General features: G+C 57.7%; 23 protein-coding genes and 2 tRNA genes. 9 read left to right on the top strand and 16 right to left on the bottom strand.

The window, feature by feature from the left end; all coding sequences use genetic code 11:
* Positions 1–183: 183 nt before the first annotated feature.
* The 6 genes from ndk to MHY24_RS09880 form a co-directional block, all read right to left on the bottom strand.
* Complete coding sequence (gene ndk / locus MHY24_RS09905; RefSeq protein WP_005324068.1) at positions 184–594, bottom strand: nucleoside-diphosphate kinase; 411 nt, start codon at positions 592–594, stop codon at positions 184–186.
* 79 nt (positions 595–673) lie between these two features.
* Positions 674–985 (bottom strand): hypothetical protein, encoded by a 312-nt coding sequence (locus MHY24_RS09900; RefSeq protein WP_239230311.1) that lies wholly within the window; start codon positions 983–985, stop codon positions 674–676.
* A gap of 46 nt (positions 986–1031) precedes the next feature.
* Positions 1032–1544, bottom strand: a complete 513-nt coding sequence (locus MHY24_RS09895; RefSeq protein WP_005324066.1) for a DUF4233 domain-containing protein — start codon at positions 1542–1544, stop codon at positions 1032–1034.
* A complete protein-coding gene (locus MHY24_RS09890; RefSeq protein WP_239230309.1) occupies positions 1541–3076 on the bottom strand; it encodes a folylpolyglutamate synthase/dihydrofolate synthase family protein in 1536 nt (511 codons plus the stop codon). The genes MHY24_RS09895 and MHY24_RS09890 overlap by 4 nt, the downstream gene beginning before the upstream one ends.
* Positions 3076–5796, bottom strand: coding sequence for a valine--tRNA ligase (locus MHY24_RS09885; protein WP_239230307.1), 2721 nt, complete (start codon positions 5794–5796; stop codon positions 3076–3078). The genes MHY24_RS09890 and MHY24_RS09885 overlap by 1 nt, the downstream gene beginning before the upstream one ends.
* An 80-nt stretch (positions 5797–5876) precedes the next feature.
* Entirely contained in the window at positions 5877–6827 is a 951-nt protein-coding gene (locus tag MHY24_RS09880) for a malate dehydrogenase (RefSeq protein WP_239230297.1), read from the bottom strand.
* Positions 6828–7161: 334 nt separating this feature from the next.
* Between MHY24_RS09880 and MHY24_RS09875 the strand changes: the two genes are divergently transcribed.
* Positions 7162–7926: a TetR/AcrR family transcriptional regulator gene (locus MHY24_RS09875; RefSeq protein ID WP_204611162.1), complete on the top strand. Its 765-nt coding sequence runs from the start codon at positions 7162–7164 to the stop codon at positions 7924–7926.
* A gap of 10 nt (positions 7927–7936) precedes the next feature.
* On the opposite strand, the gene clpX is transcribed toward MHY24_RS09875, so the two are convergent.
* On the bottom strand, positions 7937–9232 hold the full coding sequence (gene clpX / locus MHY24_RS09870; protein ID WP_239230295.1) for an ATP-dependent Clp protease ATP-binding subunit ClpX: 1296 nt from the start codon (positions 9230–9232) through the stop codon (positions 7937–7939).
* Positions 9233–9459: 227 nt separating this feature from the next.
* Here clpX and fabG point away from each other — a divergent pair, with 227 nt between their 5' ends.
* Entirely contained in the window at positions 9460–10227 is a 768-nt protein-coding gene (gene fabG / locus MHY24_RS09865) for a 3-oxoacyl-ACP reductase FabG (protein ID WP_239230293.1), read from the top strand.
* A 99-nt stretch (positions 10228–10326) separates the two neighbouring features.
* Here the strand turns inward: fabG and MHY24_RS09860 are convergent, their stop codons facing one another.
* From MHY24_RS09860 to MHY24_RS09835, 6 genes are all read right to left on the bottom strand, one after another.
* Positions 10327–10581, bottom strand: a complete 255-nt coding sequence (locus MHY24_RS09860) for a hypothetical protein (protein ID WP_239230291.1) — start codon at positions 10579–10581, stop codon at positions 10327–10329.
* A 164-nt stretch (positions 10582–10745) separates the two neighbouring features.
* Positions 10746–11036, bottom strand: coding sequence for a hypothetical protein (locus MHY24_RS09855; RefSeq protein WP_049377224.1), 291 nt, complete (start codon positions 11034–11036; stop codon positions 10746–10748).
* A 3-nt stretch (positions 11037–11039) separates the two neighbouring features.
* Positions 11040–12338: an inorganic phosphate transporter gene (locus MHY24_RS09850; protein WP_239230365.1), complete on the bottom strand. Its 1299-nt coding sequence runs from the start codon at positions 12336–12338 to the stop codon at positions 11040–11042.
* A gap of 321 nt (positions 12339–12659) precedes the next feature.
* Positions 12660–14162 carry a peptide MFS transporter gene (locus MHY24_RS09845; protein ID WP_239230289.1) on the bottom strand — a complete coding sequence of 501 codons (1503 nt, stop codon included), beginning with the start codon at positions 14160–14162 and terminating at the stop codon, positions 12660–12662.
* Positions 14163–14384: 222 nt separating this feature from the next.
* Positions 14385–15008: an ATP-dependent Clp protease proteolytic subunit gene (locus MHY24_RS09840; protein ID WP_239230287.1), complete on the bottom strand. Its 624-nt coding sequence runs from the start codon at positions 15006–15008 to the stop codon at positions 14385–14387.
* Positions 15009–15028: 20 nt separating this feature from the next.
* On the bottom strand, positions 15029–15628 hold the full coding sequence (locus MHY24_RS09835) for an ATP-dependent Clp protease proteolytic subunit (protein ID WP_005324051.1): 600 nt from the start codon (positions 15626–15628) through the stop codon (positions 15029–15031).
* A gap of 138 nt (positions 15629–15766) precedes the next feature.
* On the opposite strand from MHY24_RS09835, the gene MHY24_RS12110 reads away from it, so the two are divergent.
* The 6 genes from MHY24_RS12110 (at position 15767) to MHY24_RS09795 (ending at position 21231) form a co-directional block, all read left to right on the top strand.
* A complete protein-coding gene (locus MHY24_RS12110; RefSeq protein ID WP_005324050.1) occupies positions 15767–16447 on the top strand; it encodes a metal-dependent transcriptional regulator in 681 nt (226 codons plus the stop codon).
* A gap of 115 nt (positions 16448–16562) precedes the next feature.
* Complete coding sequence (nrdI, locus tag MHY24_RS09815) at positions 16563–17030, top strand: class Ib ribonucleoside-diphosphate reductase assembly flavoprotein NrdI (RefSeq protein ID WP_005324049.1); 468 nt, start codon at positions 16563–16565, stop codon at positions 17028–17030.
* A 50-nt stretch (positions 17031–17080) separates the two neighbouring features.
* Positions 17081–19276 (top strand): class 1b ribonucleoside-diphosphate reductase subunit alpha, encoded by a 2196-nt coding sequence (gene nrdE / locus MHY24_RS09810; RefSeq protein ID WP_239230285.1) that lies wholly within the window; start codon positions 17081–17083, stop codon positions 19274–19276.
* A 52-nt stretch (positions 19277–19328) separates the two neighbouring features.
* Positions 19329–20354: a class 1b ribonucleoside-diphosphate reductase subunit beta gene (gene nrdF, locus MHY24_RS09805; RefSeq protein WP_239230283.1), complete on the top strand. Its 1026-nt coding sequence runs from the start codon at positions 19329–19331 to the stop codon at positions 20352–20354.
* A complete protein-coding gene (locus tag MHY24_RS09800; protein ID WP_070564615.1) occupies positions 20335–20610 on the top strand; it encodes a hypothetical protein in 276 nt (91 codons plus the stop codon). Before nrdF ends, MHY24_RS09800 begins: the two co-directional genes overlap by 20 nt.
* A 39-nt stretch (positions 20611–20649) precedes the next feature.
* On the top strand, positions 20650–21231 hold the full coding sequence (locus tag MHY24_RS09795) for an NADPH-dependent FMN reductase (RefSeq protein WP_239204981.1): 582 nt from the start codon (positions 20650–20652) through the stop codon (positions 21229–21231).
* A gap of 173 nt (positions 21232–21404) precedes the next feature.
* Here the strand turns inward: MHY24_RS09795 and tig are convergent, their stop codons facing one another.
* From tig to MHY24_RS09780, 3 genes are all read right to left on the bottom strand, one after another.
* Entirely contained in the window at positions 21405–22763 is a 1359-nt protein-coding gene (tig, locus tag MHY24_RS09790; protein ID WP_239230281.1) for a trigger factor, read from the bottom strand.
* A gap of 90 nt (positions 22764–22853) precedes the next feature.
* Positions 22854–22927: transfer RNA gene (locus MHY24_RS09785), tRNA-Pro, on the bottom strand.
* A 134-nt stretch (positions 22928–23061) separates the two neighbouring features.
* Positions 23062–23886, bottom strand: a complete 825-nt coding sequence (locus tag MHY24_RS09780; protein ID WP_239230279.1) for a DUF1542 domain-containing protein — start codon at positions 23884–23886, stop codon at positions 23062–23064.
* Positions 23887–24008: 122 nt separating this feature from the next.
* On the opposite strand from MHY24_RS09780, the gene MHY24_RS09775 reads away from it, so the two are divergent.
* Positions 24009–24083, top strand: a tRNA-Gly gene (locus MHY24_RS09775).
* Positions 24084–24255 lie beyond the last annotated feature (172 nt).

Genomic DNA, 24255 nt, shown 5'->3' with positions numbered 1-24255 from the left:
CGAAACAAAACCCCTGCTCCAGTTCTGCTTCTCTACGTATTTGCGGCTTTGCCGTTTCAATACTTATTCAGGGTAGGGCCGGATTCTCGGCATGTGGCTCTCCGCCTAGGCTTATGAGTCAAGCAATAAATAAAGCCCGAGCCTACAGGCTCGGGCTGAATGATGCGCTAAGTGCGCAGAAGTTTAGAGGTTCGGGAACCAGATAGCGATTTCGCGCTCTGCGGACTCTGGGGAGTCAGAGCCGTGCACGATGTTCTCGCCAACGGTCAGGGCGAAGTCACCGCGGATGGTGCCCGGGGTGGCCTTGGAGACTGGGTCGGTGCCGCCAGCCAGCTGGCGCCATGCCTCGATGGCGCGCTCGCCCTCAACAACACCAGCGATAAGCGGTGCGGAGGTGATGAACTCGACGAGGTCGCCGAAGAATGGCTTGTCCTTGTGCTCCTCGTAGTGCTTCTCCGCGGTCTCGCGGTCAGCAACGCGCAGGTCGAGCTCGGCCAGCTTCAGGCCCTTGCGCTCGATGCGGGAGATGATTTCGCCTACGTGGCCGTTCTTTACGCCGTCCGGCTTGATGAGAATCAGTGTACGTTCAGTCATGCCCCACACTGTACCGAAACCGCACGCATGCGTCGCGCGCTGGGGTATTCCTTTGGGGTAAAAGCGTGGGGGTCCAGGGCTATGCGAGTTGTTTGACTATCTCTTCGGCGCGCTCCTGCGAAGTCCCCCTGAACCACAGGCGCACCTGACCTACTGCTGCGCCGAATTGGCCGTTGGCCAGCAGTCGTTGCAGCTCCGCGAGCTGCTCCTTATCCAAATCCTCAAAGGTGGCTTCTTTGGCCGGCTCGAAGTTGCTCCGCAGGGCCAAAACTAGAAAAACGCCGCCAATAATGAGGGCGACTAGAGGTAGCCACGGCGTTCCCGTTGCGGCGCGGGCTACCACCGCGGCAATGCAGGCGAGTGCGGCAAGGACGAGATAGAGATTGCGCATGGGCGCTAGTCTATCGCGTCTGCCCCACCCGCCGGCGGTATCGAGCCTATTTCTCGTTGAGGTGCTGCGTGGTGAGGTATCCGCGCTTCATGCGGGCAATGAGGTTGCTGCGCAGGTAGACGGCCAGCAGCCACTCCATGCCAAAGATGATGAAGATGGCGGCCACAGCCCAGTGGACCATAAAGCCCACAATGACGCACAACAGCTGCGCCCATACGATGACGGACAGCGCCCACTTCTTATTCATGAACGCGATCATCACGAGGTGGAATACCACTGCGGCGATGACAAAGCCGTAGTTGAAGGGGGTCCACAACGTACCGTCATAGAGCTTGTAGAGCATCGGCAGCGCGAAAGATAGGGCGAGCGCCTCCATGGTCAGAGAGCTGGCAATGACCATCCCGTTGAAGCTTTTGAGTGGGTCCTTGACTGGGGCTTGGCCCATGCCAAGCGGGCCGATCTCGCTTTCCGGGATCTGTTCTTCGCGGCCACGGCCGCGGGTGCGGCGGGGCGGGCGAGGCTGGTGTTCCCCGCGCGGGTGGTGATTATCGCGGCTCATGCAGGTTCCTTTCCAAACATCGCGCGGGCATCACCAGCGGTGACGACCGAACCAGTGATGATGATGCCGGAGCCGGACTGGACCTCGGCGTCCTCGGCAAGCTCCACGGCCTGGGCATAGGCGCCCGGCAGGTTATCGGCTACGTGCACGCGTTCCTCGCCAAAGATATCGCGGGCGGTCTCTGCCAAGTCGTAGGCATCGAGGGCGCGCGGCGAGGAGTTTTGGGTGATGACGACCTCGGTGAGGTAAGGCTCTAGTGCGGTGAGGATGCCGGTGGCGTCCTTATCCGCAAAAATAGAGAGCACACCGATGAGGCGGGCGAAATCGAAATCGCGGTCCAGCGCAGACCCGAGGGCCTTGGCGCCATGTGGATTATGGGCGGCGTCAATAAACGTCGTTGGTGAGGTGCGCACGCGCTCCAGGCGGCCGGGTGAAATCGCTTGGGCAAAACCATTGCGCACGGTCGCAACATCCAGCGGGTGGCCGGCCGAGGCGCCGAAGAACGCCTCCACCGCAGCAAGAGCCACGGCGGAATTCTTGGCTTGGTGCTCGCCGTGCAGGGGCAGGAAAATATCCTCGTACAGGCCGCCAAGGCCCTGGATGTTGACCTGCTGACCACCGACGGCGATGCGGGACTCGAGGGCAGCAAATTCGGAGCCGGAGCGGGCGACGCCCGCCTCCACGTCCACGGCCTGCTGCAGGATAACCCGCATTGCCTCAGGGTCCTGTTCCGCGATAACCACGATGTTTTCATTGGGAGTCAGCGGATCATCGGCATCCTCGCGCGGCTTGATAATGCCGGCCTTTTCACCAGCAATCGCTGCGAGGGTATCGCCCAGGTAATCCGTGTGGTCCAAGCCCACCGGAGTAATGACGGAGACGTCCGCGTTGACCACGTTGGTGGCATCCCACCGGCCGCCGAGGCCGACTTCAACAACGGCGACGTCCACGGGAGCGTCGGCAAACGCGGCATAGGACAAGCCGACAAGGACCTCGAACTTGGACATGGGAACGTCCGACTGGGCATCGACCATCTCCACAAAAGGCTTGATCTCGTGCCAGATGCGCACATAATCGCGCGGGTGGATAGGCTGGCCATCGATGCCGATGCGCTCCGTGACGCGCTGCAGGTGCGGGCTGGTGACAAGGCCGACACGGCGGTGGAAGGCGCGCAGGAGCGAATCCACCATGCGTGCGGTAGAGGACTTGCCGTTGGTGCCGGCAATGTGGATGACATCGAAAGAACGCTCAGGGTGGCCAAGCAGATCCATGAGCATCTCGATGCGGTCGAGGGAAGGCTCAATCTTGGTTTCCGGCCAGCGCTCATTGAGCTCTTCTTCTACCTCCGCTAGGGCGCGCAGCTCTTCGGCCGACACCTCTTGCGGTGCGGCCTCGTTGTACTCGTCCTCGCTGCCCATGCCCAAGTTGAGAGTCAGGCCGGACTCGGTGATTTCCACCGGGCCACCATCGGTGCCTTCTTTGAGGGCATCGACGATTTCGAAGTCCTCAGTCTCCTTGTCCTTGTCCGCCACTACTTCAGGCCCTCCAAACGGCTGGTGATGCGCTCGACCTCTTCGCGGGCAACCTGCTGGCGCTCCTTGATCTTATTGACCACTTCTTCCGGCGCCTTAGACAAGAAGTTCTCGTTGCCCAGCTTCTTGCCCGTCTGCTCCAGTTCCTTATTCGCCTTGGCCAGATCCTTCTCCAGGCGCTTGCGCTCGGCTTCTACATCCACGGCGCCGTGGGTATCCAGGGTGACCTCCACGGTGGCCTGGGAAAGACGCACCTCGATGGAGGCGGAAGGATCGAAATCCTCGCCCGGGGCGGTGGTATTGGCCAGGTTGCGCACCAGTTCCTCTTGGCCGGCGAGATCCGCTGCGGCGAAGTCGAGGCGGCCCGGCACCTTCTGGGAAGGCTTTACGCCCTGGTCGGAGCGGAAGCGGCGCAGCTCGGTGATGAGCTTATCGGCGTCCTCGATGCGGCGGGCGGCTACCTCATCCTTGGTAGCGCCACCATTGGTATCGGCAACGGTAGGCCACGGCGCAACGACGATGGACTCGCCGCCGGTCAGCGCCTTCCACAGCACCTCGGTAACGAATGGCATGGTCGGGTGCAGCAGGCGCAGGACGACGTCGAGCACGCGGCCCAACACGATTTGGGTATTGCGGCCCTGCTCGCTTACGCCATCGCGCGGGATCTGGGTCTTGGCAATCTCCAGGTACCAGTCACACAGCTCGTCCCAGGTGAAGTGGTAGAGCAGCTCGTTGGCCTTAGCAAACTGGTAGTCATCCAGGTAGGCATCCACCTTGGCGCGGACTTCTTCGGCGCGGTCGAGGATCCACCGGTCGGCGTCGCTAAGCTCCGTGCGGTTCGGCAGCGTGGCCACTCCAGCGCCGTTCATGAGCGCGAACTTGGTGGCGTTAAAAAGCTTGGTAGCAAAGTTGCGGGCGGCCGCGGCGGCGTCGGAGCCAAGCGGCAGGTCCACGCCGGGGTTGGCGCCGCGGGCAAGGGTAAAGCGCAGCGCATCCGCACCGTAATCGCGCACCCAATCCATCGGGTCAATGCCGTTGCCCAAGGACTTGGACATCTTGCGGCCCTGCTCATCGCGGACCAGGCCGTGCAGGTACAGATCCTTGAACGGAACCTGCGGGCGGCCATCGGTGCCCTCACCCAAAAGCTCCGGGGTGTGGCTGCCGGCAAAGGTGCCAAACATCATCATGCGGGCCACCCAGAAGAACAAAATGTCGTAGGCGGTGACCAGCACGTTGGTGGGATAGAACTTCTCCAGATCTGGGGTCTTTTCTGGCCAGCCCAGGGTGGAAAATGGCCACAGCGCGGAGGAGAACCAGGTATCCAGCACGTCCGGATCCTGCTCGTATCCTGCCGGTGGCTCCTCGTCTGGGCCGACACAGACGATGTCTCGCTGGCCGTCCTCGCCTTCTGGCCCGTACCAGATAGGAATGCGGTGGCCCCACCACAACTGGCGGGAGATGCACCAATCGTGCATGTCATCGACCCACTCGAAGTAGCGCGGCTCGAGCGACTGCGGGTGCAAGGTGGTATCGCCCTCGCGCACGGCGTCGCCAGAGGCCTTGGCCATCTTGGCCACGTCCACGAACCACTGCAGGGACAGGCGCGGCTCGATGGGCTCGCCGGAGCGCTCCGAGTGGCCCACGGAGTGGACGTATGGGCGGATTTCCTTAACAATGCGGCCCTGCTCGCGCAGCGCTTCCCGGATCTCCACGCGTGCTTCCTCGCGGGTCAGGCCGTCGAAGCGGGTACCGGTATTGGCAATGTGGCCGGTGGTATCGATGACCGTGGGCATATCCAAGTCATGGCGGGTGCCCATCGCGTAGTCATTCGGGTCGTGCGCCGGGGTGATCTTCACCGCGCCGGTACCGAATTCCATGTCCACGTAATCATCGGCGATGATCTTGAGCGTCAGGTCATCGCGGAACGGGTGCGACAGCTCCTTGCCCACCAAGTCGGCATAGCGCTCATCGTCGGGGTGGACGGCAATGGCGACGTCACCCAGCATGGTCTCCACACGGGTGGTGGCCACGATGAGGTGCGGTTCATCGTCATTGAGCGAGCCATAGCGGATGGACACCAGCTCGCCCTCGACGTCCTTGTACACCACCTCGATATCGGAGACGGCGGTCTCAAGCACCGGCGACCAGTTCACCAGGCGGTTGGCCTGGTAGATCATGCCCTCATCGTAGAGGTTCTTAAAGATGGTCTGGACGGCGCGGGAGAGGCCATCATCCAAGGTGAACCGCTCGCGGGTCCAGTCCACGGAGTCACCGATGGCGCGCATCTGGTTCTGGATGGTGCCGCCGTACTGCTCCTTCCACTCCCAGACCTTGCCAATGAATTCTTCGCGCTCATAGTCCCAGCGCTTTTTGCCCTCGGTCTCCTTGAGCTTGGCCTCGACCTTGGTCTGGGTGGCAATGCCGGCGTGATCGGCACCGGGCAGCCACAGGGTGGCGTAGCCCTGCATGCGCTTGCGGCGGATAATGGAATCAATCAGCGTGTGGTCCAGGGCGTGGCCCATGTGCAGCTGGCCGGTCACATTTGGCGGCGGCAGCACGATGGAATAAGGCTCGGCCTCCGAATTCGCATCCGGGGTGAAGTAGCCCTTTTCTACCCAGCCCTCATAGAGGTCCTTCTCTACGGCCTGCGGCTCCCACGACTTGGGCAGCGCATCGGCGCGGTTGGTACCAACTAATTGCTCATTATTTTGCTCAGTCACCTGGCCGATTCTACCTTGCACGTCAACCGGCTCAGCCAGGCAGGGTGCGCACCGAGTATGAGGTGCGCACCAAGCGGGTTTTAGAGCAGGTCCGCCACGGCCTTGCGCTCCTCGCGCAGCTCGGCCACAGAGGCCTCGATGCGCTCTTTTTGGAACTCGCTAAGCTCCAGTCCCTGCACGATCTCCCACTGGCCGTTGCGGCTGACCGTGGGGAATCCGCAAATAAGGCCCTTGTCGACGCCGTAGGATCCGTCCGATGGCACCGCCGCGGTGCGCCAGTCCTCGGTGCCATGAATCCAGTCATGCATGTGCTCCACGGCTGCCGACGCCGCCGATGCGGCCGAGGAGCTGCCGCGTACCTCAATAATCTCCGCACCGCGCTTGGCCACCTTGGGGACCATTTCCTCGCGGTACCAGTCCTGGTCCACCTCAGCGTTGGAGTAGGTGATATCCGGGAACTGGCTGGCGGAGTGGTTGCCCCAGACCGCCACTTTGGTGAAATCGGTGGTGGACTTGCCCGTCTTTAGCGCGAGCTGGCTCAGGGTGCGGTTGTGGTCCAGGCGCATGAGGGCAGTGAACTGGGAATCATCCAAATCGGGAGCATTATTCGCCGCGATGAGGGCATTGGTATTAGCCGGGTTGCCCACCACGAGCACACGGACATCGCGCGCGGCGTAGTCATTGATGGCCTTGCCTTGCTTGGTGAAGATGGCGCCATTAGCCTCCAGCAGGTCGGCGCGCTCCATTCCCTTACTGCGCGGGCGAGCGCCGACAAGGAAGGCGGCCGAGGTGTTTTCAAAGGCTTCCTTAAGACCATCAGTAACCGTAATGGAGTTAACCAACGGCAGGGCGGAGTCGTTGAGCTCCATGGCTACGCCTTGAGCCTTATCCACCGCAGCGGGAATTTCCAGCAATGCTAGGTCTACCGGGGTGTCTTTTCCGTACACATCGCCGGCAGCGATGCGCCACAGCAGCGAATACGCGATGTTGCCGGCGGCGCCGGTGACAGTGATCTTGACGGGCTGAGTCATGATGTAAAAGCCTCCTCAATCAGGGCTGCGACAATGTAATTCATCCCCGAGCTTAGCCCCACCCCCAGCCTCCGCGCTGTGAATCTGGCCCCCCTCTTTTGGAGGGAAAATCTAGGGCACTTGCGTTAAATTACCCCCATTCACCTCCAAATTAGCGCCCCCAATGGACCAGAAACTCCCGCACGGGGTGATTAATCGGGCATGATAGGAAAAGGAAATGCGGGACACTCCCCCGCGCTGCACACCCAGAATGCATAGGGATTGCCTACTCCCGCACTATTAGACATCAGTTCACCGCGCCACCGCCGCGCCGCAAGGATTAAGGACTTACGCAATGAGCACTGAGAATACTGACCCACTGCAGGCTGCAGACCAGGCGGATTCTCCTCACGCTGCCCACGCGGAATCCGTCAGCATTGACTCCGTGGTGGACGTTGCGATCAAGCAGTTTTCTCGCTTTGGTTTTACAGAAACCAAGCTAGAGACCATCGCCCAAGAATCCGGCATGTCTAAGCGCATGATTCACTATCACTTTGGCGATAAGAAGGGCTTGTACCTGCGTGCGCTGAGCACTGCCGCGCAGCGCCTCAATCCGCCTGAAGATGCCCTGGAAATCGATACCGCAGTTCCGGTCGAAGGCGTGCGCAAGTTGGTGGATTGGCTCTTCCGCGAGCGCGTAGCCAACCCGGAGGCCATTCGCATGCTGGTATGGGAAACTAACCAGCAGATTGTGGACCCGGCACAGCAGGCTATTGCCGACGTCGCCGGGGTAGCCCTCCACCTTGACCGCCTGCTGCTCTTGGGCCAAGACGCCGGCGCCTTCCGCCCCGGCATTTCCGCCAATGACATCTTCACCCTGATTTCCTCGTTGACGGTTTACCGCGTGACAAACCAGGTGATGGTGGAAAACATGCTGGGCGTGAACTTCAATACCCAAGAAAATATCGACGGCATGCATAGGCTCACCGTCGATGCTGTGCTGGCGTTTTTGACCGCCAATATTCCGGACTCAGGCCACGAGTCCTACCTCACCTCGTCCTCGTTCGATACCAAGGAAGGCGACGAGGCCTCCCCGCAGGATATCTACAACGAGGAGTAATAGCGCCGGCTTAAGCGGATTCCTTTGCCTCATCCTTATAGCTAAACTGCGGCTCCGCTCCCTCGGTCACGCACTCCGGGGTGATGTGTACCGTGGCAATATCCTCGCGGTCTGGCAGGTCGTACATGACTGGGACCAAAAGCTCTTCCATGATGGCGCGCAGGCCACGCGCACCCGTCTTGCGCTCCAAGGCGAGCTCCGCGATGGCATCCAATGCCGCTGGCTCGATGTCCAATTCGCAGTCATCCATCTCAAAGAGGCGGCTGTACTGCTTAACCAGGGAGTTCTTGGGCTCGGTGAGCACCTTGACCAAAGATTCACGGTCCAGGTTATCCACCGTGGCCACGACCGGCAGGCGGCCGATGAACTCTGGAATAAGACCGAACTTCACTAGGTCCTCAGGCCGTACCTGGGAGAAGAGATCGACCTTTTCGCGCTCGTCCTTGGTATCCAGGTTGGCTCCAAAACCCACGCCCTTCTTGCCCACGCGATCCGCAATGACCTGATCCAGGCCCGCGAATGCGCCGGCCACGATGAACAAAATATTGGAGGTATCCAGCTGGATAAACTCCTGATTCGGGTGCTTGCGGCCGCCTTGCGGCGGGATGGCCGCCACGGTGCCTTCCAGGATCTTCAGCAGCGCCTGCTGCACGCCCTCACCGGAGACGTCGCGGGTAATGGACGGGTTCTCCGACTTACGGGAAATCTTGTCCACCTCATCGACGTAGATGATGCCGCGCTGGGCACGCTCCACGTCAAAGTCCGCGGCCTGCAGCAGCTTCAGGAGGATATTTTCCACGTCTTCGCCTACGTAGCCGGCCTCGGTGAGGCTGGTGGCATCGGCAATGGCAAAGGGGACATCGAGAAGCCGGGCCAAGGTCTGCGCCAGGTAGGTCTTACCGGAACCGGTGGGGCCCAGCATCAAGATATTGGACTTAGAGATCTCCACCTCATCGCCCTCGGCCTTCTTGCGGCGGGCCTCCAACGCGGCCGACTCTTCGGCCTTGATGCGCTTGTAGTGGTTATAGACCGCCACAGACAGCACACGCTTGGCCTTGTCTTGGCCAATGACATATTTGTCTAGGAAGGCGGAAATCTGCGAGGGTCGAGGCAGGCGCACCTCTGCATCAGAGGATTCTTGCGCCTGCTCTTGGCCCAGTTCCTCTTCGATGATCTCATTGCATAGCTCGATGCACTCGTCGCAGATGTAGACACCGCCGCCGGCGATGAGCTTTTTCACCTGCTTCTGACTCTTGCCACAAAAGGAACACTTGAGCAGGTCAGCGCTTTCTTGCATACGTGCCATTAAGTTCTTTCACACTCGCTTTTCGTACCGCTATCCACAGTTGGAAGGATGATTCTACCCTTCCGAGCGGCTTAATCTTCATCTGTTTCTACCTTAGTAAATCAACCCGACAGGCCCTTCATTCATTCCCTCCCGCGTGGCGAATTTCCCAGGCCTTTCCTGCTCTTGCGGCCTAAACTAGAAGGTGAAATCACCCTCATCCCACCCCTTTTAGGAACAGGAGCATCATGTTCGATCTCACAGGCCGGGTAGCCATTGTCACCGGCGGCGCCTCCGGCATTGGCCGCGGCATCGTCGCCTCGCTGCGGGAGGCCGGCGCCACCGTTGTCATCGCCGATATCGACCTGGACCACGCCACCGCTACCGCTAAGGAGTTGGGTGCCAGCGCCATTCGCGTGGACGTCACCGACCGCGCCTCGGTTAAGGACATGTACCGCCAGGTCACTGCCGAGCACGGCGGCTTCGACATTGTGTGCTCCAATGCCGGCGTCTTTCCCAACTGCCCGCTGGCAGAGATGACCGATGATAAGTGGGAGGCAATGTTTGCCATCAACACCCACGGCACTTTCAAGGTGGTCCAGGAGGCACTCCCCTACCTCAAGCAACGCCGCTATGGGCGCATCGTCATCACCACATCTATCACCGGCTCGCACACGGGCTTTCCGGGCTGGGCCCACTACGGCGCCTCCAAGGCGGCCCAGCAGGGATTTATGCGTTCGGCCGCGCTGGAGGTGGCCCGCGACGGCATAACCATCAACGGCGTCCTCCCTGGCAATATCCTCACCGAGGGCCTCGAGGCCCAAGGCCAGGAGTACCTCGATCAAATGACGCGGTCGGTACCGCTACACCGCCTGGGCACCCCACGCGATATTGGCACTGCAGCGGCCTTCCTGGCTTCGGAAGAGGCAGGCTACATCACCGGCCAAACCCTCGTCATAGATGGCGGCCAGCTCCTGCCCGAGACACCTGAGGCCATACTGCCGCCGCGCGATTAGCCGCCCTTGCCGACGCCCCCGTGTGCCCCACGCAGCACAAAGCCCCCTGCTACACAGTGTGCGGCAAGGGGCCTCGTGGGGATTTCATTCAGGTGCTGCTTACTGCAGCCAATCGAAGTCGAGCAGGAAAAGTTCTGCATCGAGCATCTCGTGTTCATCCGGAGCATGACCGGTGACCGCTTCAAACACCTCTGCAATATCCTTAGTCGTAGCAGGGGTCTTATCAGCGTCAAGCAGGGATTCTGCCACCAAAGCAGGAACCGGAGCACCCGATACAGTGTCCAGCCCGGTACCAGTGGTGGAGCCCTTGAACGCATCAGCGATGCCGTCCAGCAATGTACGCATCTTGTTCATTTCTCACACCTCCATGTGGCTTTCTCTCTATTTGATAGAGAAAAATATACGCGGCACACCCCCGCCAAGCAACCCTTTAGTCACTTTAAGTTAACCTTTTGTTAACTTACGGAAAATGTGCCGCACGCCACATGAGAAGTTTACCCCCAAGGAAGGACAATGACTTAGAGGTCACCAAACGGCGTGAAGCCAAAGTAGTGGTCCAGCGTATCGCGGGCAATCCACATGATGGCCACCAGGATAACTACGGCCAGCACCGCATAGACAGTCCAGCCAAGCACCTTCATCTGAGGGCTTGCAGGGGTATCGCCAACAACGACGCCGTTATCGTCGCGAATGGGGTCACCGGTCATACACCGCATGCCCAAGGAGAAAAGTAGCGGAATGCCAGCGCCGAAGACCAACGCCAAGCCTGCAACGTGAATGAGGGACTGGAAGATTTCTGCAGCAGTCATGGTTTAGCGCTCCTCTTGAACAGTAGACGGCACGGAAGCATCCCCCGCATTGGTAGCGGACGCCGGTGCGGCGCCGGCAGCAACTGGCTCCTTGCGGTCAAAGCCCGCACCCATGGAGGAATCCACGGACTCAGAGTTCGGGTCCCAATCGTTATTCACGTTAGAGGCATCCACTGGGCTCATGCGGGAACGAACGACGATGAGTCCGGCCAGGGCCAGCAACAAGACGAAATCCACAATGGCACCAGTTGCCACGTTGGTGAAGGAGGAGACACCGTGTGCCAGCCACCAGGTAGCAAAGCCTACAAAAGCCGCGCACGGCAGGGTGATAAGCCAGGCGGAAACCATGCGCATTGCCACACCCCAGCGAACCTCGGCGCCCCGCCGACCCAAGCCGGTACCCAGGATGGAACCGGTGGACACGTGAGTGGTAGACAGTGCCATACCACCGGTCGCAGAGGTGAGGATAATCGCTGCGGAGGTAGCCTCGGCGGCCATGCCCTGCGGGGACTCGATCTCCACCAGGCCTTTGCCCAGGGTGCGGATAACGCGCCAGCCGCCAGACAAGGTACCGGCCGCAATGGCGACGGCACAGGAGATAATGACCCAGGTGGGAATGCGGGCGTCGGCAACCGCATGCCCAGAAGCAACCAGCGCTAGGAAGATAACACCCATGGTCTTCTGCGCATCACCAGCGCCGTGAGCCAGGGACACCAGGCAGGCGGTGACAATCTGGCCATGGCGGAAGTGTTCATTCTTAGCCTTATTCGGAATGGTGTTGGTAACCCAGTAGATAAGGAAGGTAGCGCACGCAGATACCAACGCGGCGATAATTGGGGAGGCAACAGCCGGGATAATAATCTTGCCGGCAATAGAGGACCACTCCACACCAGCCGAACCCATAGCGGCGAACGCAGCACCGATGAGACCGCCGAACAAAGCGTGAGAGGAACTGGAGGGCATGCCCAGCAGCCAGGTAAATAGGTTCCAAATAATGCCACCGATAAGGCCGGTGAAGACCACCATCAGCAGTGCTTGGCCGTCGGTGTCCGCGGCCGCACCGGAAAGGTCATAGGAATCAAGGTTCACAATGCCTTTTGCCACGGTCGCAGCAACGTTGACCGAAAGGAAGGCACCGACAAGGTTGAGGACTGCGGAGATTGCTACCGCAGTAAAAGGTTTCAAGGCACCAGTGGCAATGGACGTGGCCATCGCGTTGGCAGTGTCATGAAATCCGTTCGTAAAATCAAAGGCGAGAGCGGTAACCACCACAATGCCGAGGATAATCAGAGTCGCTGTCACAGCGTTGGCCCCTTGGAAAGAAAAGATGATGAACACGATACGCATCTACGGCGCCTTGACGCGTCGCGGACGAAATGCACAATACTCCTGCCAAGAACCACAGACAATTGTTTTTCTTTAACGTTTTCTTTGGTTACCCTTTTGTTAACCTGCTGGGGCTTAGAATCGAGCCCAGGAGGATTCCAAAGGGATAAAATTTCCCCAGCTAATGCTAATTATATGCCCCCACCTCCCCCGCTTAGTCCGAGTGATAAAAACCACTTAGGGAGGTATGCCAACATCACGCCGACATACCTCCCATTTAAGGGTGTTTTACAGCACCTAGCGGAAGGTAGAGAACTTCTTTACCACCCAGCGGCTTAGAACAAGCAGGATGGCGCCCAACACGATGGATACAACACCAAGGGAGATGAAGAAGGTATTCTCCGCGCCTGCATCATCCGGGTTATAGAAGCTAGCCAAGGAGCCGGCCAGCGAGGTACCCATAGCCACCGCCATCATCCACACCGCCATCATGCGGGACGGGAATGCGACTGGCGCCACCTTGGTGGCAAGCGCATTGCCTACCGGCGACAGGAGAAGCTCCGCCATAGTGAACAGGAACAGAATGAGGATGATGACATACATCGGCGTGGAGTTCGCCGCCGCACCCGAGTACGGCAGGAAGAAGAACAAGGAGATGCCGATGACGATATTGGCTACGCCGAACTTCACTGGGGTGGACCACTGCCTATCCCCAAGCTTTGTCCACATCGTTGCAAAGACAGCAGAGAAAATGACAATGAAGATCGGGTTAATGGACTGCACCAGTGATGGCGGGATTTCCCAGCCAAACATGTGGCGATCCAAGCGCACATCCGAATAAATCGTCATTACGGTGAACTGCTGCTGGAAGATACCGAAGAACAAAACGCCGGAAACGAACATCGGGATAAATCCGAGCAGGCGATTCTTTTCCTCGCGGGTCACCAGCTTCGAGGTATACATCTGAGCCCACAGATAAATTGCAGCTACTAGAGCCACCGCGGTAACGATATTGGACAGCCAATCCACCTGAATAGCGCCGGTGGCCAGCGCCACAACCATGACCACGATAATGGCCGCAACTACCACCCCGCCCATGAGCAGCTGCTTCGAGCTAGCCGGGTTGGGCACCTCGTGCCCCGCATCCTTAATGGTGGTTTTGCGCATAAGGGAATATTGGATCAAGCCGAGCGCCATACCAATTGCCGCGATTCCGAAGCCCCAGTGGAAGCCCTTCCAGCCCCACAGCGCAGTGGTAATTAGCGGACCAAATAGACCACCGATATTGACGCCCATATAGAAGATGGAGAAGCCACCATCGCGACGCGGGTCATCGCGGGTGTACATGGAGCCGAGCACGACCTGGGCAGTGGTCTTAACGCCGCCAGAGCCGACAGCAATCAGGACTAGGCCGATGGCCAGTCCAGTTACCGCAGGGATAAATGCCAGGGCGAGGTGGCCGGCCATGACCAGAACGGCCGAATAGAACAGCGTGCGCTCGGCCCCCAAAACACGGTCAGCGACAAGAGAAGCCAACAAGCAGGCCATGTACACCAAGCCTCCGTAGGCACCCACGATCGACGTAGCATCAGCCCGATCCAAGCCAAGTCCACCATCAGTGGTGGCGTAGTACATATACAGCAAGACAAGTGCTTGCATGCCGTAGAAGCTAAAGCGCTCCCACATTTCCACGCCAAAGAGATTGGCCAAGCCCCAAGGGTGGCCAAAGAATGTGCGTTCGCCGCTCTGCGGGGTGGGCGCGGCGGCCTGTGCTGCCACGTCAGATGTGTGTTTCTCCATAAGATTATCTGACCATTCGGAGTTCTAAATCACAAATCCGACGCTATAGGTTTAGTGTCTCACGATAGAAATAAACCTAACGACCTGCAGAAATTTCTCTTCGAGCTTCACCCCATTCGGGTGCAGGGAGAAAGCCCTCCAAGCAGCAGAAAACGCAAAGGGCCCTGCCCGCAGCTCAAGTTTGGCTGCAGGGCAGGGCTTTATGGGACGTTCTATCCCGTCCTAAGCGTTGAGTTTGCGGTACCCAAAGACCGTATCGATGATGCCGTATTCAACGGCTTCCTCAGCAGTCAGAATCTTATCGCGATCGGTATCGATGCGGATCTGCTCTGCGGTACGGCCGGTGTGCTCCGACAACGTAGTCTCCATCAGCTTGCGCATACGCTCAATCTCAGCGGCCTGAATCTCCAAGTCAGAAACCTGGCCCTGAGTGCCTTGGGTTGCTGGCTGGTGGATGAGCACGCGGGAGTTAGGCAGCGCTGCGCGCTTGCCCGGTGCACCCGCAGCCAAAAGCACGGCTGCTGCAGAAGCGGCCTGACCCAAGCACACGGTCTGAACGTCAGGACGCACGTAGCGCATGGTGTCATAGATAGCCATCAACGCGGTAAAAGAACCACCCGGCGAATTGATGTACATGGTGATATCGCGGTCCGGATCCTGGCTTTCTAGGACCAGCAGCTGCGCCATGATGTCATTAGCAGAGGTGTCATCCACCTGGGTGCCCAAGAAGATGATGCGCTCTTCAAAGAGCTTGGAATATGGGTTGGTTTCCTTGGTGCCCTGTGCGGACTGCTCAATAAAGGACGGCAGAACGTAGCGGGAATTTGGCATCTGAGGTTGATTCATAGTGATTTTCTCCTTATTCCCTAGTTGCTCAGTGGGCCGTTAACGGACTCAATGACGTGGTCAACAATGCCGTAGTCCTTGGCCTGTTGGGCGGTCATCCAACGGTCACGGTCGGAGTCCTTGGTGATCTGCTCAAAGGTCTGGCCGGTGTGCTCGGCAATGAGCTCCGCCATCTCCCGCTTGGTCTGAGCAAATTGCTCAGCCTGGATGGCGATGTCCGCAGCGGTACCACCGACACCAGCGGAAGGCTGGTGCATCATAATGCGCGCGTGCGGCAGAGCGTAGCGCTTGCCCTTGGTGCCGCCGGAAAGCAGGAACTGACCCATGGAGGCAGCCAGGCCCATGCCGTACGTGGCAATATCGCACGGCGAGTACTTCATGGTGTCATAAATAGCCATGCCCGCAGTGACAGAGCCACCCGGGGAGTTGATGTAGAGCGAAATGTCGCGAGTGGGGTCCTCGGCGGACAGCAGGAGGATCTGGGCGCACAGCTTGTTCGCAATCTCATCATCGACCTGGGTTCCCAGGAAGATAATGCGCTCGCGCAACAGGCGCTCGTACACGCTATCGCTCAGATTCATACCCGTAGACGACGAGTTCATTGAAATCTTCTCAGACATTAGTGGTTCTCCTTCAAGTGAAGAATGCTTTAACTGGCCCCACCTTACCGGCATTCCTCTCAAACTTGGCCTCTGTTCGCTATGAGCGTTGGGCCACAGCGCCAAAGGCGCACACGGAAGCTGGGTTAACATTTACTCATGTCTGTTTCCGAGCTGTCCACCAGTACCCAGAACTATTTGAAAGCTATCTGGGGGCTAAAGGAATGGTCATCCGAGCCCGTTACCGCCACGCTTATAGCGAAACAGCTGGGACTCAAGCTCTCCTCGGTTTCCGATGCAGTGCGCAAAATGGCGAAGCAAGGGCTCGTGTCACACACGCCCTATGGCTCTGTGGAGTTAACCGAACTTGGCAGGCAGTACGCATTGGTCATGGTGCGCCGTCACCGATTGCTTGAGTCTTTTTTGGTTCAAGCATTGGGCTACACCTGGGACGAAGTCCATAATGAAGCCGAAAATCTCGAACACGCGGTGTCTGACATGCTCATAGAACGTGTGGATAAGTTCCTTGATTACCCCACTAGGGATCCGCACGGCGATCCTATCCCTACGGTTGATGGACAGATCACCATCCCCAGTGCGCATCGCCTCACCGACAGCGGTGCACAATCGCAGGTGACCGTGGAACGCATTTCTGATTCCGACCCACAACTGCTGAAGTTCCTTGAAGAGCGCGGCATTGTCACTGGGGCTGTTCTTAGCACGCGCGAGGGAGCGCCCTTTTCAGATTCTCTCGAAATACAGGTGGCCGGCGGCACTCAGTGGGTAGTACTTGGACGCCCAGCTACCGACGCAGTGTTTGTAGCACACCACAACCTTTAGACATTCCCCTTTGCATTAATCCTGCTCTCACCTGCCCTTTTCAAAACTACGTTAGACCGTAGTTGCAACTACGGCATTGCGTAGTTAGTCTTTTCGAATATCACCTACCCCACTTATGGCTAAGGCCAGGATGAGCAGGATTGCCATGTCAGACTCACCAGATTTGGTGTACTTTTCCAGCGTTTCAGAGAACACGAAAAGATTCGTCGAACGCTTAGATAGACCCGCGGTGCGCATTCCACTGCGCCCCAAGAAAACCGGGATGATCCAGGTTTCACACCCGTACGTACTCATCGTTCCCACCTACGGCGGCGGCTCGCTCAAACGCGCAGTCCCCAAACAGGTCATCGACTTCCTCAATGACCCAATCAACCGCTCCTTTATCCGGGGCGTTATTACCTCAGGGAATACCAACTTCGGAAGTGCTTACTGCGTCGCCGGACGCATCATTTCCGCCAAGTGCCACGTACCGGAGCTGTATCACTTCGAGCTTCTCGGCACCCAGAAGGACATCGCCGCCGTAAAGCAGGGCCTTCAGAAGTTTTGGGAGCAGCAAAAGCAGCTAACGATGACACCCCATTAATCCCCCACAAGATGAAGAACACATCCGCATCACACAGATTGGAAAACACAATGTGGCCTCTTGATGCCACCCCCACACAGACTATTGGCGCTACGCCCCGCACCGCTTCAGCAGACAATGCCGGCGGTGTCGTCAAGCGCAAGAGCTACCACGCACTCAACGCGCAGCTGAACTTGTTCGACGCTTCTGGAAAAATCCAGTTTGACAAGGACATTCAGGCAGCACAAGACTATGTCACGCACCATGTCGCTCCCCGCATGCATCAGTTCGATTCCACCAAGCAACGCTTGGAATGGTTGGTTGATAACGAGTACTACGAGCGGGATTTCCTTGAGCTTTATGATGACGCCTTTCTGTGCGCCATGTACGACAGAGCACATCGAGTTAAGCATCAGTTCCGCACCTTCCTCGGCGCATTTAAGTTCTTCACTTCATATGCACTGAAAACCTTTGATGGCTCCCGATTCCTAGAAGGCTACGAAGAACGCGTCGCCACCACAGCTTTATACCTTGCACAGGGCGACGAAGAGCTCGCAGAAAAGCTGGTGGATGACATCATGACCGGACGCTTCCAGCCCGCCACCCCTACTTTTCTCAACGCAGGCAAAGCCCAGCGCGGCGAAATGGTCTCCTGCTTCCTCCTGCGAATCGAAGACAATTTGGAGAGCATTGGCCGCTGCGTGAACTCTGCACTGCAACTATCAAAGCGCGGTGGTGGAGTGGCCCTGTTGCTGAGCAATCTGCGCGAATCCGGAGCCCCGATCAAAAAGATTGAGAACCAAGCTTCCGGCGTAGTCCCAGTCATGAAGATTCTCGAAGATAGCTTCAGCTATGCCAACCAATTGGGCTCCCGGCAGGGCGCTGGAGCCGTCTACCTGCATGCGCACCATCCAGATATTCTTCGCTTCCTGGATACCAAGCGGGAAAATGCCGATGAGAAAGTCCGCATCAAGACTCTTTCGCTGGGGGTTGTTATTCCAGATATAACCTTCCGTCTGGCCAAAGAGAACAAGGATATGCATCTTTTTAGCCCGTATGACATCGCTCGCGAGTACGGCGTAGCCATGTCTGACATGTCCATCACCGAGTACTACGACGAGCTGGTTGCCAATCCGCGAATCTCTCACACGACCATTAAGGCCCGCGAGTTTTTCACCACGCTGGCTGAGCTTCAGTTTGAATCCGGATACCCCTACATCCTCTTTGAGGATACGGTCAACCGCGCTAATCCCCTCAAAGGACATATCAATATGTCCAACCTGTGTAGCGAAATCCTCCAGGTCAACACGCCATCGACCTACGGAGCTTCGGGTGACTACACCACCGTTGGCCAGGATATTTCCTGCAATCTAGGTTCGCTCAACATTGCGAAGGCTTTTGAATCGCCGGACTTCGGGGAGACCGTCGAAACCGCAGTGCGTGCCCTCACGAAGGTTTCAGACCTGACGAATATCGAAGCTGTTCCCTCCATCGCTCACGGAAATGCTTCCATGCATGCCATTGGTCTGGGCCAAATGAATCTCCACGGCTTCCTTGCTTCACAGCGTATTCCTTATGGCTGCGCCGAGGCACTGGACTTTACAAATATCTATTTCCTCACGGTGACCTACCATGCGCTCCGCGCATCCCATGCACTCGCGGTTGAAAAAGGTCAACGATTCACAGGCTTCGAAGAATCCACCTATGCCACTGGCGCCTACTTTGACAAATACATCGACCAAGACTGGGCGCCAGCCACTGAACACGTAAAACAGCTCTTCCACGAAGCAGGCGTGCAGATCCCTCAACGCGAGGATTGGCTACGGCTCAAGAATCAAGTGATGCAAGACGGCATCTACAACGCCTACTTGCAGGCAGTTCCACCCACTGGATCAATTTCCTACATCAATGACTCCACCGCGTCCATCCACCCAATTGCCTCCAAAATTGAAGTACGCAAGGAAGGCCGCTTGGGGCGCGTGTACTACCCCGCGCCGGAAATGACCAACGACAACCTGGAGTATTTCGATGACTCCTACGCCGTGGGATACGAAAAAATCATCGACACCTACGCCATGGCCACCCAACACGTGGACCAAGGGCTTTCCCTGACCTTGTTCTTTACCGCTGATACCACCACGCGGGACATCAACAAGGCACAAATCTATGCCTGGAAAGCCGGAATCAAGACCCTCTACTACATCCGTTTACGCCAATCCGCGCTCCAAGGAACCGAGGTCGAAGGCTGCGTCTCCTGTGCTTTGTAGGAGCACGGTCCTCCCCCTTGTCCACAACCATTCACTCAGAAAGAAAGAAGCTATGTCGTCAACATCGAATAGTGCTGAACTAACCAGCATTTCAGTTACTCCGCCGAGCTACCGGCATGATCCTTCAGCCCGCATCCGCGCCATCAATTGGAACCGGGTGAGCGATAACAAGGATCTTGAAGTGTGGAACCGTCTAACCGCCAACTTTTGGTTGCCAGAAAAGGTCCCGCTTTCTAATGATCTCCCGGCGTGGCAGAAGATGACACCCGAGGAACGCAACCTCACCATGCGGGTGTTCACGGGACTCACCACCCTGGATACTGTCCAGGCCACCGTGGGTGAAATCTGTCAGATTCAAGATGCCCGCACCGAACACGAGGAGGCCGTGTATACCAACATCGCCTTCATGCAGTCAGTCCATGCCCGTTCATACTCTTCAGTGTTTTCTACCCTGAGCAGTACAAAGGAAATTGATGAAGCATACCGCTGGGCGGTGAATAACGACCTTCTCCAGGCACGCGCCAAGAAAGTTCTCGCGCACTATTTTGGGCCGGATCCACTCAAACGCAAGGTGTCATCGACGTTGCTTTCCTCGCTGCTTCTCTACGCGGGTTTCTATCTTCCCTTGCACTTTTCTGTCCACGCCACCCTGACAAATACGGCAGACATGATCCGCCTCATTCTGCGTGACAAGGCAGTGCACGGCTACTACTCGGGTTACAAATATCAGCGCGGTCTGGAATCCACGACCCCGCTACGGCAGAAGGAGATGCATGATTTCACCATTTCTTTGCTCGAAGAGCTTTATGCACTAGAGCTGGACTATTCCGGCGAGCTATATGAGCCTTTGGGACTCATGGATGATGTAGCCGTGTTCGTTCGCTATAACGCCAATAAGGCACTCATGAATTTGGGCTACCCGGATTATTTCCCGCCCGAAGAAACGGAAGTGAACCCAGAAATCCTCGCGGCCCTAGCCCCCGGAGCAGATGAGAACCATGACTTCTTCTCCGGATCTGGTTCCTCCTATGTCATTGGTACTGCTGAAGAAACGAGTGATGATGACTGGGATTTCTAAACCTTTTCCGCGACCGGACCAAGGAAGCTGGCTTGAGACCATCGCGCTGTTTGAAGCCATCCGCGAAGGAAACCAACCCGCAGCCATGCGGCTGTTGAATACATCCGCCGCACGAGAGGCCGTCCTCGGGGGGCTTCTAGGACTCATCGAACTGTACTTCCGCCATGAAGAAGGAGACAAAGTAGATGGCTTCCTCACCGCCGCCCACGCTGCCGGCCCACCACCGGCCTTTGGCTGCAAGCCTTTTCTCCCTTGACCACGTCTCCCTACACCCAACTAAGAAAGAAGGTTTACCATGACCACCCCACGTATCAGCGTTATCGTCGGCAGCCTGCGCCGAGAGTCATTTGCACGCAAGATTGCACACGAGGTGCTCACGATGATCCCTGAAGGCTACGAGGCAAACATCGTGGAAATCCGTGACTTGCCGCTCTATGACTTCGACTACGATGACCCCGCCGTCACGGACAAGCCCACTCCGGCTGAGTACACCACCTTTCGCGAGACCATCAAGAACTCGAGCGGGATCCTCTTCATTACGCCAGAGAACAACCGCACTATCCCTGCCTGCCTCAAAAACGCAGTGGACATCGGCTCTAAACCCAACTCAGATGTGGCGTGGAAGAACCTTCCCGTAGGTATCATTAGCCACTCTGTAGGCCGCATGGGCGGCTACAGTTCACAGAAGAACCTTCGCCTCGCTCTGTCCTACTTCGACATGCCGCTCCCTGGTCAGCCCGAAGTATTTCTGGGCCAATCCCCCACCCTTTTCGAAGAGTCCGGGCATCTCAATCAACGTACCGCAGACTTTGTCAAGGATTACGTTATGCGCTTCCTGCAGTTGACCGACGAGGCCTTTAGAGCCAAGAACGGCTAGCGGTATCCCCAGCCAACACACATCACGCCCTCTTCGAAGTACTCAAAGACTCCTAGAGGGCGTTCACAATGACACAAACCCCGGATTCAGGCTCATCCTTGAGTTACCTGAATCCGGGGTTTCATGCGCGCTCGCCACCACACATGTGGCAGCAGCGCGTTACAAGCGGGAGATTACTTCTCCTCGGAAGCTTCTGCAGCGTCCTCTTCTTCGATTTCACCGAAGTACTGGTCAACGTCAACCTTATTGCCCTCTTCATCCTTGACGGTGGTGCGGCAGATAGCGGCAGCCAGTGCCTTGCCACGGCGCACGTCAGAGAAGAGGTTTGCGATCTGGCCGTTGGACTGCAGCTGCTGGATGAACTGGTTCGGGTCCATGCCGTAGGACTGAGCGGTGAACAGGATGTGGTCGGTCAGCTCCTGCTGGGAAACTTCCGGCTCTTCCTTCTCTGCTACAGCGTCAAGGAACAGCTGGGTGCGCACGGACTCTTCTGCCTGCTCGCGAGTCTGCTTATCAAACTCCTCGCGGGAGGTGCCCTGTGCCTCAAGCAGCTGAGCCAGTGCCTTCTCATCGTGAGCCAGCTGGCCCAGGATCTGGTGTAGCTGGGAGTGAGCCTGCTCGTCCACTACGGACTGCGGCAGTTCGAATTCAACCTGGGACAGTGCGGACTTCAGAACCTCATCGCGGATCTGTGCAGCCTGCTCAGCCTTCTTGGTCTCCTCCACCTGGGTCTTGGTGGATTCACGCAGCTCGTCCATGGTGTCGAACTCAGAAGCCATCTGAGCAAACTCATCGTCCATAGCCGGCAGCTTGCGCTCCTTGGACTGCTGGACATGGACCTTGATGGTGGCCTCTTCGTCCTTGTGCTCACCGGACTGGATGGTGGAGGTGAACTCGTTATCCTCACCGGTCTTCATGCCGCGCAGGGCAGTATCCAGACCCTTGATGAGGTCATCATCGCCGATACGGTAAGACAGCCCCTCGGTGGAAGCGTCTTCGATCTTCTCGCCGTCAATTTCAGCGGTAATGTCGATGATGGCGTAGTCGCCGGTCTTCATCTTGCGCTTGGTGTCCTTGAGCTCACCAAAGCGCTCTGCCAGCTCCTCTAGAGCCTTGTCGACGTCATCCTCGTCAGCCTTCAGGGCTGGGACGGTAACGGAGATCTTGGAGAAGTCCGGAATCTCGAACTCAGGACGGATATCAACCTCTGCGGTGAACTCCACGAAGTCCTTGTCCTCGATCTTGGAAATGTCAACGTCCGGCTGGCCGATCACCTTCAGATCGTTTTCCTTGACTGCCTGCTCGTAACGGGAAGGCAGCATGTCATTGACAACCTGCTCCAGGATGGGGCCGCGGCCGAAGCGAGCGTCAATAAGCTGGCGCGGTGCCTTGCCCTTACGGAAACCTGGAATAGAAACCTGCTGCGCGATTGCCGCGTAAGCTTGATCGATTTCCTGGTCCAGCTCCGCAAACGGAACGTTGACGGTGAGCTTAACGCGGGTATCGCTCAGCTTGTCTACGGTGGTCTTCACGAGTGAATCTCCCTGGCTTCATTGTTTTACGTACATAAACTTAAAGGGGGTCCGGAAATCCTTATTAGGGCATTTCCAGACCCCCATACGTCGGGGCGACAGGATTTGAACCTGCGACCCCCTGCTCCCAAAGCAGGTGCGCTACCAAACTGCGCCACGCCCCGTATGTAGGCCACCAAGTTACCTTGGCTGCGTTGCATACCTGAGACAGTGTACCGTGTCCGTTTTAAATCTCCTAAACGGACCCCCACTTAACGGAATCAACGCAGCACAGAGGCCGCTTTTGACAGCCTAGCGGCTAGAAATCGAAATCAAACATTCCGTCAAAGAATCCGCCGCCATCACCATCGCCAAGGCCATCAAACAGGCCGCCACCGTCATCGCCGCCACCCATGTCACCGGTGTCGCCAGCATCGCCAGCGTCACCACCCATGTCGCCAGCATCGCCCATGCCATCACCGCCACCCCAGTCGCCGCTTTCAGCAGCGGCCGCGGAATAACCAATGCCAGACATACCGGAGAACAGGGCATTAAACATCATGGAGTAGCCAACCATCCACACGCCGGTCTGCAATGCATCAGCCCACCATGGACGGGAGTACCAGCCGGCCGGGACAGGACGACCTGCCACGGTTCCGCCTGGGTAATAGTTCGGGGTATCCGCGGAGGCATACGGCGAAGCAGTGATCTGCTGGCCATTCGCTTCCACGGTGCGCTTTTCTGTCACCTTGCCGGCGGCGCGCTGCCCCTCGAGCGGTGGCAACTCTGGACCCGGGTTCATACCCATAATCTCGCGCGCGGCATTCACATAGTGCATGCCTTCCAAGGCGGACTCACGCGCGAGATTCGCCTGCTTTGCAGTAGTAGCGCGCGAAATCGCCGAGTTAGCTGCAGTAAAGCGCTCCGAGGCGTCGGCCATTGCCTGCTGGGAGGCAGAATCGGTGCCAGAAATCTGCATTACCTGCCCACCTAGGCGTTCAATCCACCGGCGAGCATCGGCTTGTGCGTCAGCCAATTGCTGCGCCTCTCGCTCCTCGCGGCGCTTTTGAGAGCTGCGGGAGGAAATAAACCAGGCGCTTCCACCAATTGCCAGCGCAACGAGCAAAATTCCCACTATGATCATCGCTTTCTATAGATAGGTCCGTTCCTTTTATAACAACGGCGCAAACGCCACCCTAGTTCCCTATTTTCGTTTTTGCCCCCGTGTACGCTAAAGTATGGCGCAGCGTTTCAATAGCGCGCTGTGGGAATGTCGTATAGTGGCTAATACCTCAGCCTTCCAAGCTGAAGACGCGGGTTCGATTCCCGTCATTCCCTCCACGTCTCGCCCATCTTCCAGGTGGGCGATTTTTCGTTTTACTTCCCCGGCCCTGCGGCCTAAACGACAGAATGTGTTGTTTTGCGGCGTGTCGGGCTAAACGACATTTTGTGTTGGTGGGGTTTAGCGTATGTGGCCTTTGCGTATTCCCATAGAGTGGTTGTAGGCAGTGTC

Origin of the sequence: Corynebacterium sp. ACRPQ (assembly GCF_022347225.1) — a bacterium.
GTDB lineage: Bacteria > Actinomycetota > Actinomycetes > Mycobacteriales > Mycobacteriaceae > Corynebacterium > Corynebacterium tuberculostearicum_D.
Note: the sequence above shows the minus strand (reverse complement) of the source record. Positions and strands in the feature narration are given on the sequence as shown.

Bases quoted from the DNA above. Each gene is read 5' to 3' on its own strand.
- clpX (WP_239230295.1), bottom strand. From the start codon at position 9,232: ATGGCACGTATGCAAGAAAGCGCTGACCTGCTCAAGTGTTCCTTTTGT.
- MHY24_RS09845 (WP_239230289.1), bottom strand. From the start codon at position 14,162: ATGGAGAAACACACATCTGACGTGGCAGCACAGGCCGCCGCGCCCACC.
- MHY24_RS09795 (WP_239204981.1), top strand. From the start codon at position 20,650: ATGACCACCCCACGTATCAGCGTTATCGTCGGCAGCCTGCGCCGAGAG.
- MHY24_RS09895 (WP_005324066.1), bottom strand. From the start codon at position 1,544: ATGAGCCGCGATAATCACCACCCGCGCGGGGAACACCAGCCTCGCCCG.
- MHY24_RS09835 (WP_005324051.1), bottom strand. From the start codon at position 15,628: ATGTCTGAGAAGATTTCAATGAACTCGTCGTCTACGGGTATGAATCTG.
- ndk (WP_005324068.1), bottom strand. From the start codon at position 594: ATGACTGAACGTACACTGATTCTCATCAAGCCGGACGGCGTAAAGAAC.
- MHY24_RS09780 (WP_239230279.1), bottom strand. From the start codon at position 23,886: ATGATCATAGTGGGAATTTTGCTCGTTGCGCTGGCAATTGGTGGAAGC.
- MHY24_RS09800 (WP_070564615.1), top strand. From the start codon at position 20,335: ATGATGACTGGGATTTCTAAACCTTTTCCGCGACCGGACCAAGGAAGC.
- MHY24_RS09860 (WP_239230291.1), bottom strand. From the start codon at position 10,581: ATGAACAAGATGCGTACATTGCTGGACGGCATCGCTGATGCGTTCAAG.
- MHY24_RS09900 (WP_239230311.1), bottom strand. From the start codon at position 985: ATGCGCAATCTCTATCTCGTCCTTGCCGCACTCGCCTGCATTGCCGCG.
- nrdE (WP_239230285.1), top strand. From the start codon at position 17,081: ATGTGGCCTCTTGATGCCACCCCCACACAGACTATTGGCGCTACGCCC.
- MHY24_RS09855 (WP_049377224.1), bottom strand. From the start codon at position 11,036: ATGACTGCTGCAGAAATCTTCCAGTCCCTCATTCACGTTGCAGGCTTG.
- fabG (WP_239230293.1), top strand. From the start codon at position 9,460: ATGTTCGATCTCACAGGCCGGGTAGCCATTGTCACCGGCGGCGCCTCC.
- nrdF (WP_239230283.1), top strand. From the start codon at position 19,329: ATGTCGTCAACATCGAATAGTGCTGAACTAACCAGCATTTCAGTTACT.
- MHY24_RS09875 (WP_204611162.1), top strand. From the start codon at position 7,162: ATGAGCACTGAGAATACTGACCCACTGCAGGCTGCAGACCAGGCGGAT.
- MHY24_RS09880 (WP_239230297.1), bottom strand. From the start codon at position 6,827: ATGACTCAGCCCGTCAAGATCACTGTCACCGGCGCCGCCGGCAACATC.
- MHY24_RS09840 (WP_239230287.1), bottom strand. From the start codon at position 15,008: ATGAATCAACCTCAGATGCCAAATTCCCGCTACGTTCTGCCGTCCTTT.
- nrdI (WP_005324049.1), top strand. From the start codon at position 16,563: ATGGCTAAGGCCAGGATGAGCAGGATTGCCATGTCAGACTCACCAGAT.
- MHY24_RS12110 (WP_005324050.1), top strand. From the start codon at position 15,767: ATGTCTGTTTCCGAGCTGTCCACCAGTACCCAGAACTATTTGAAAGCT.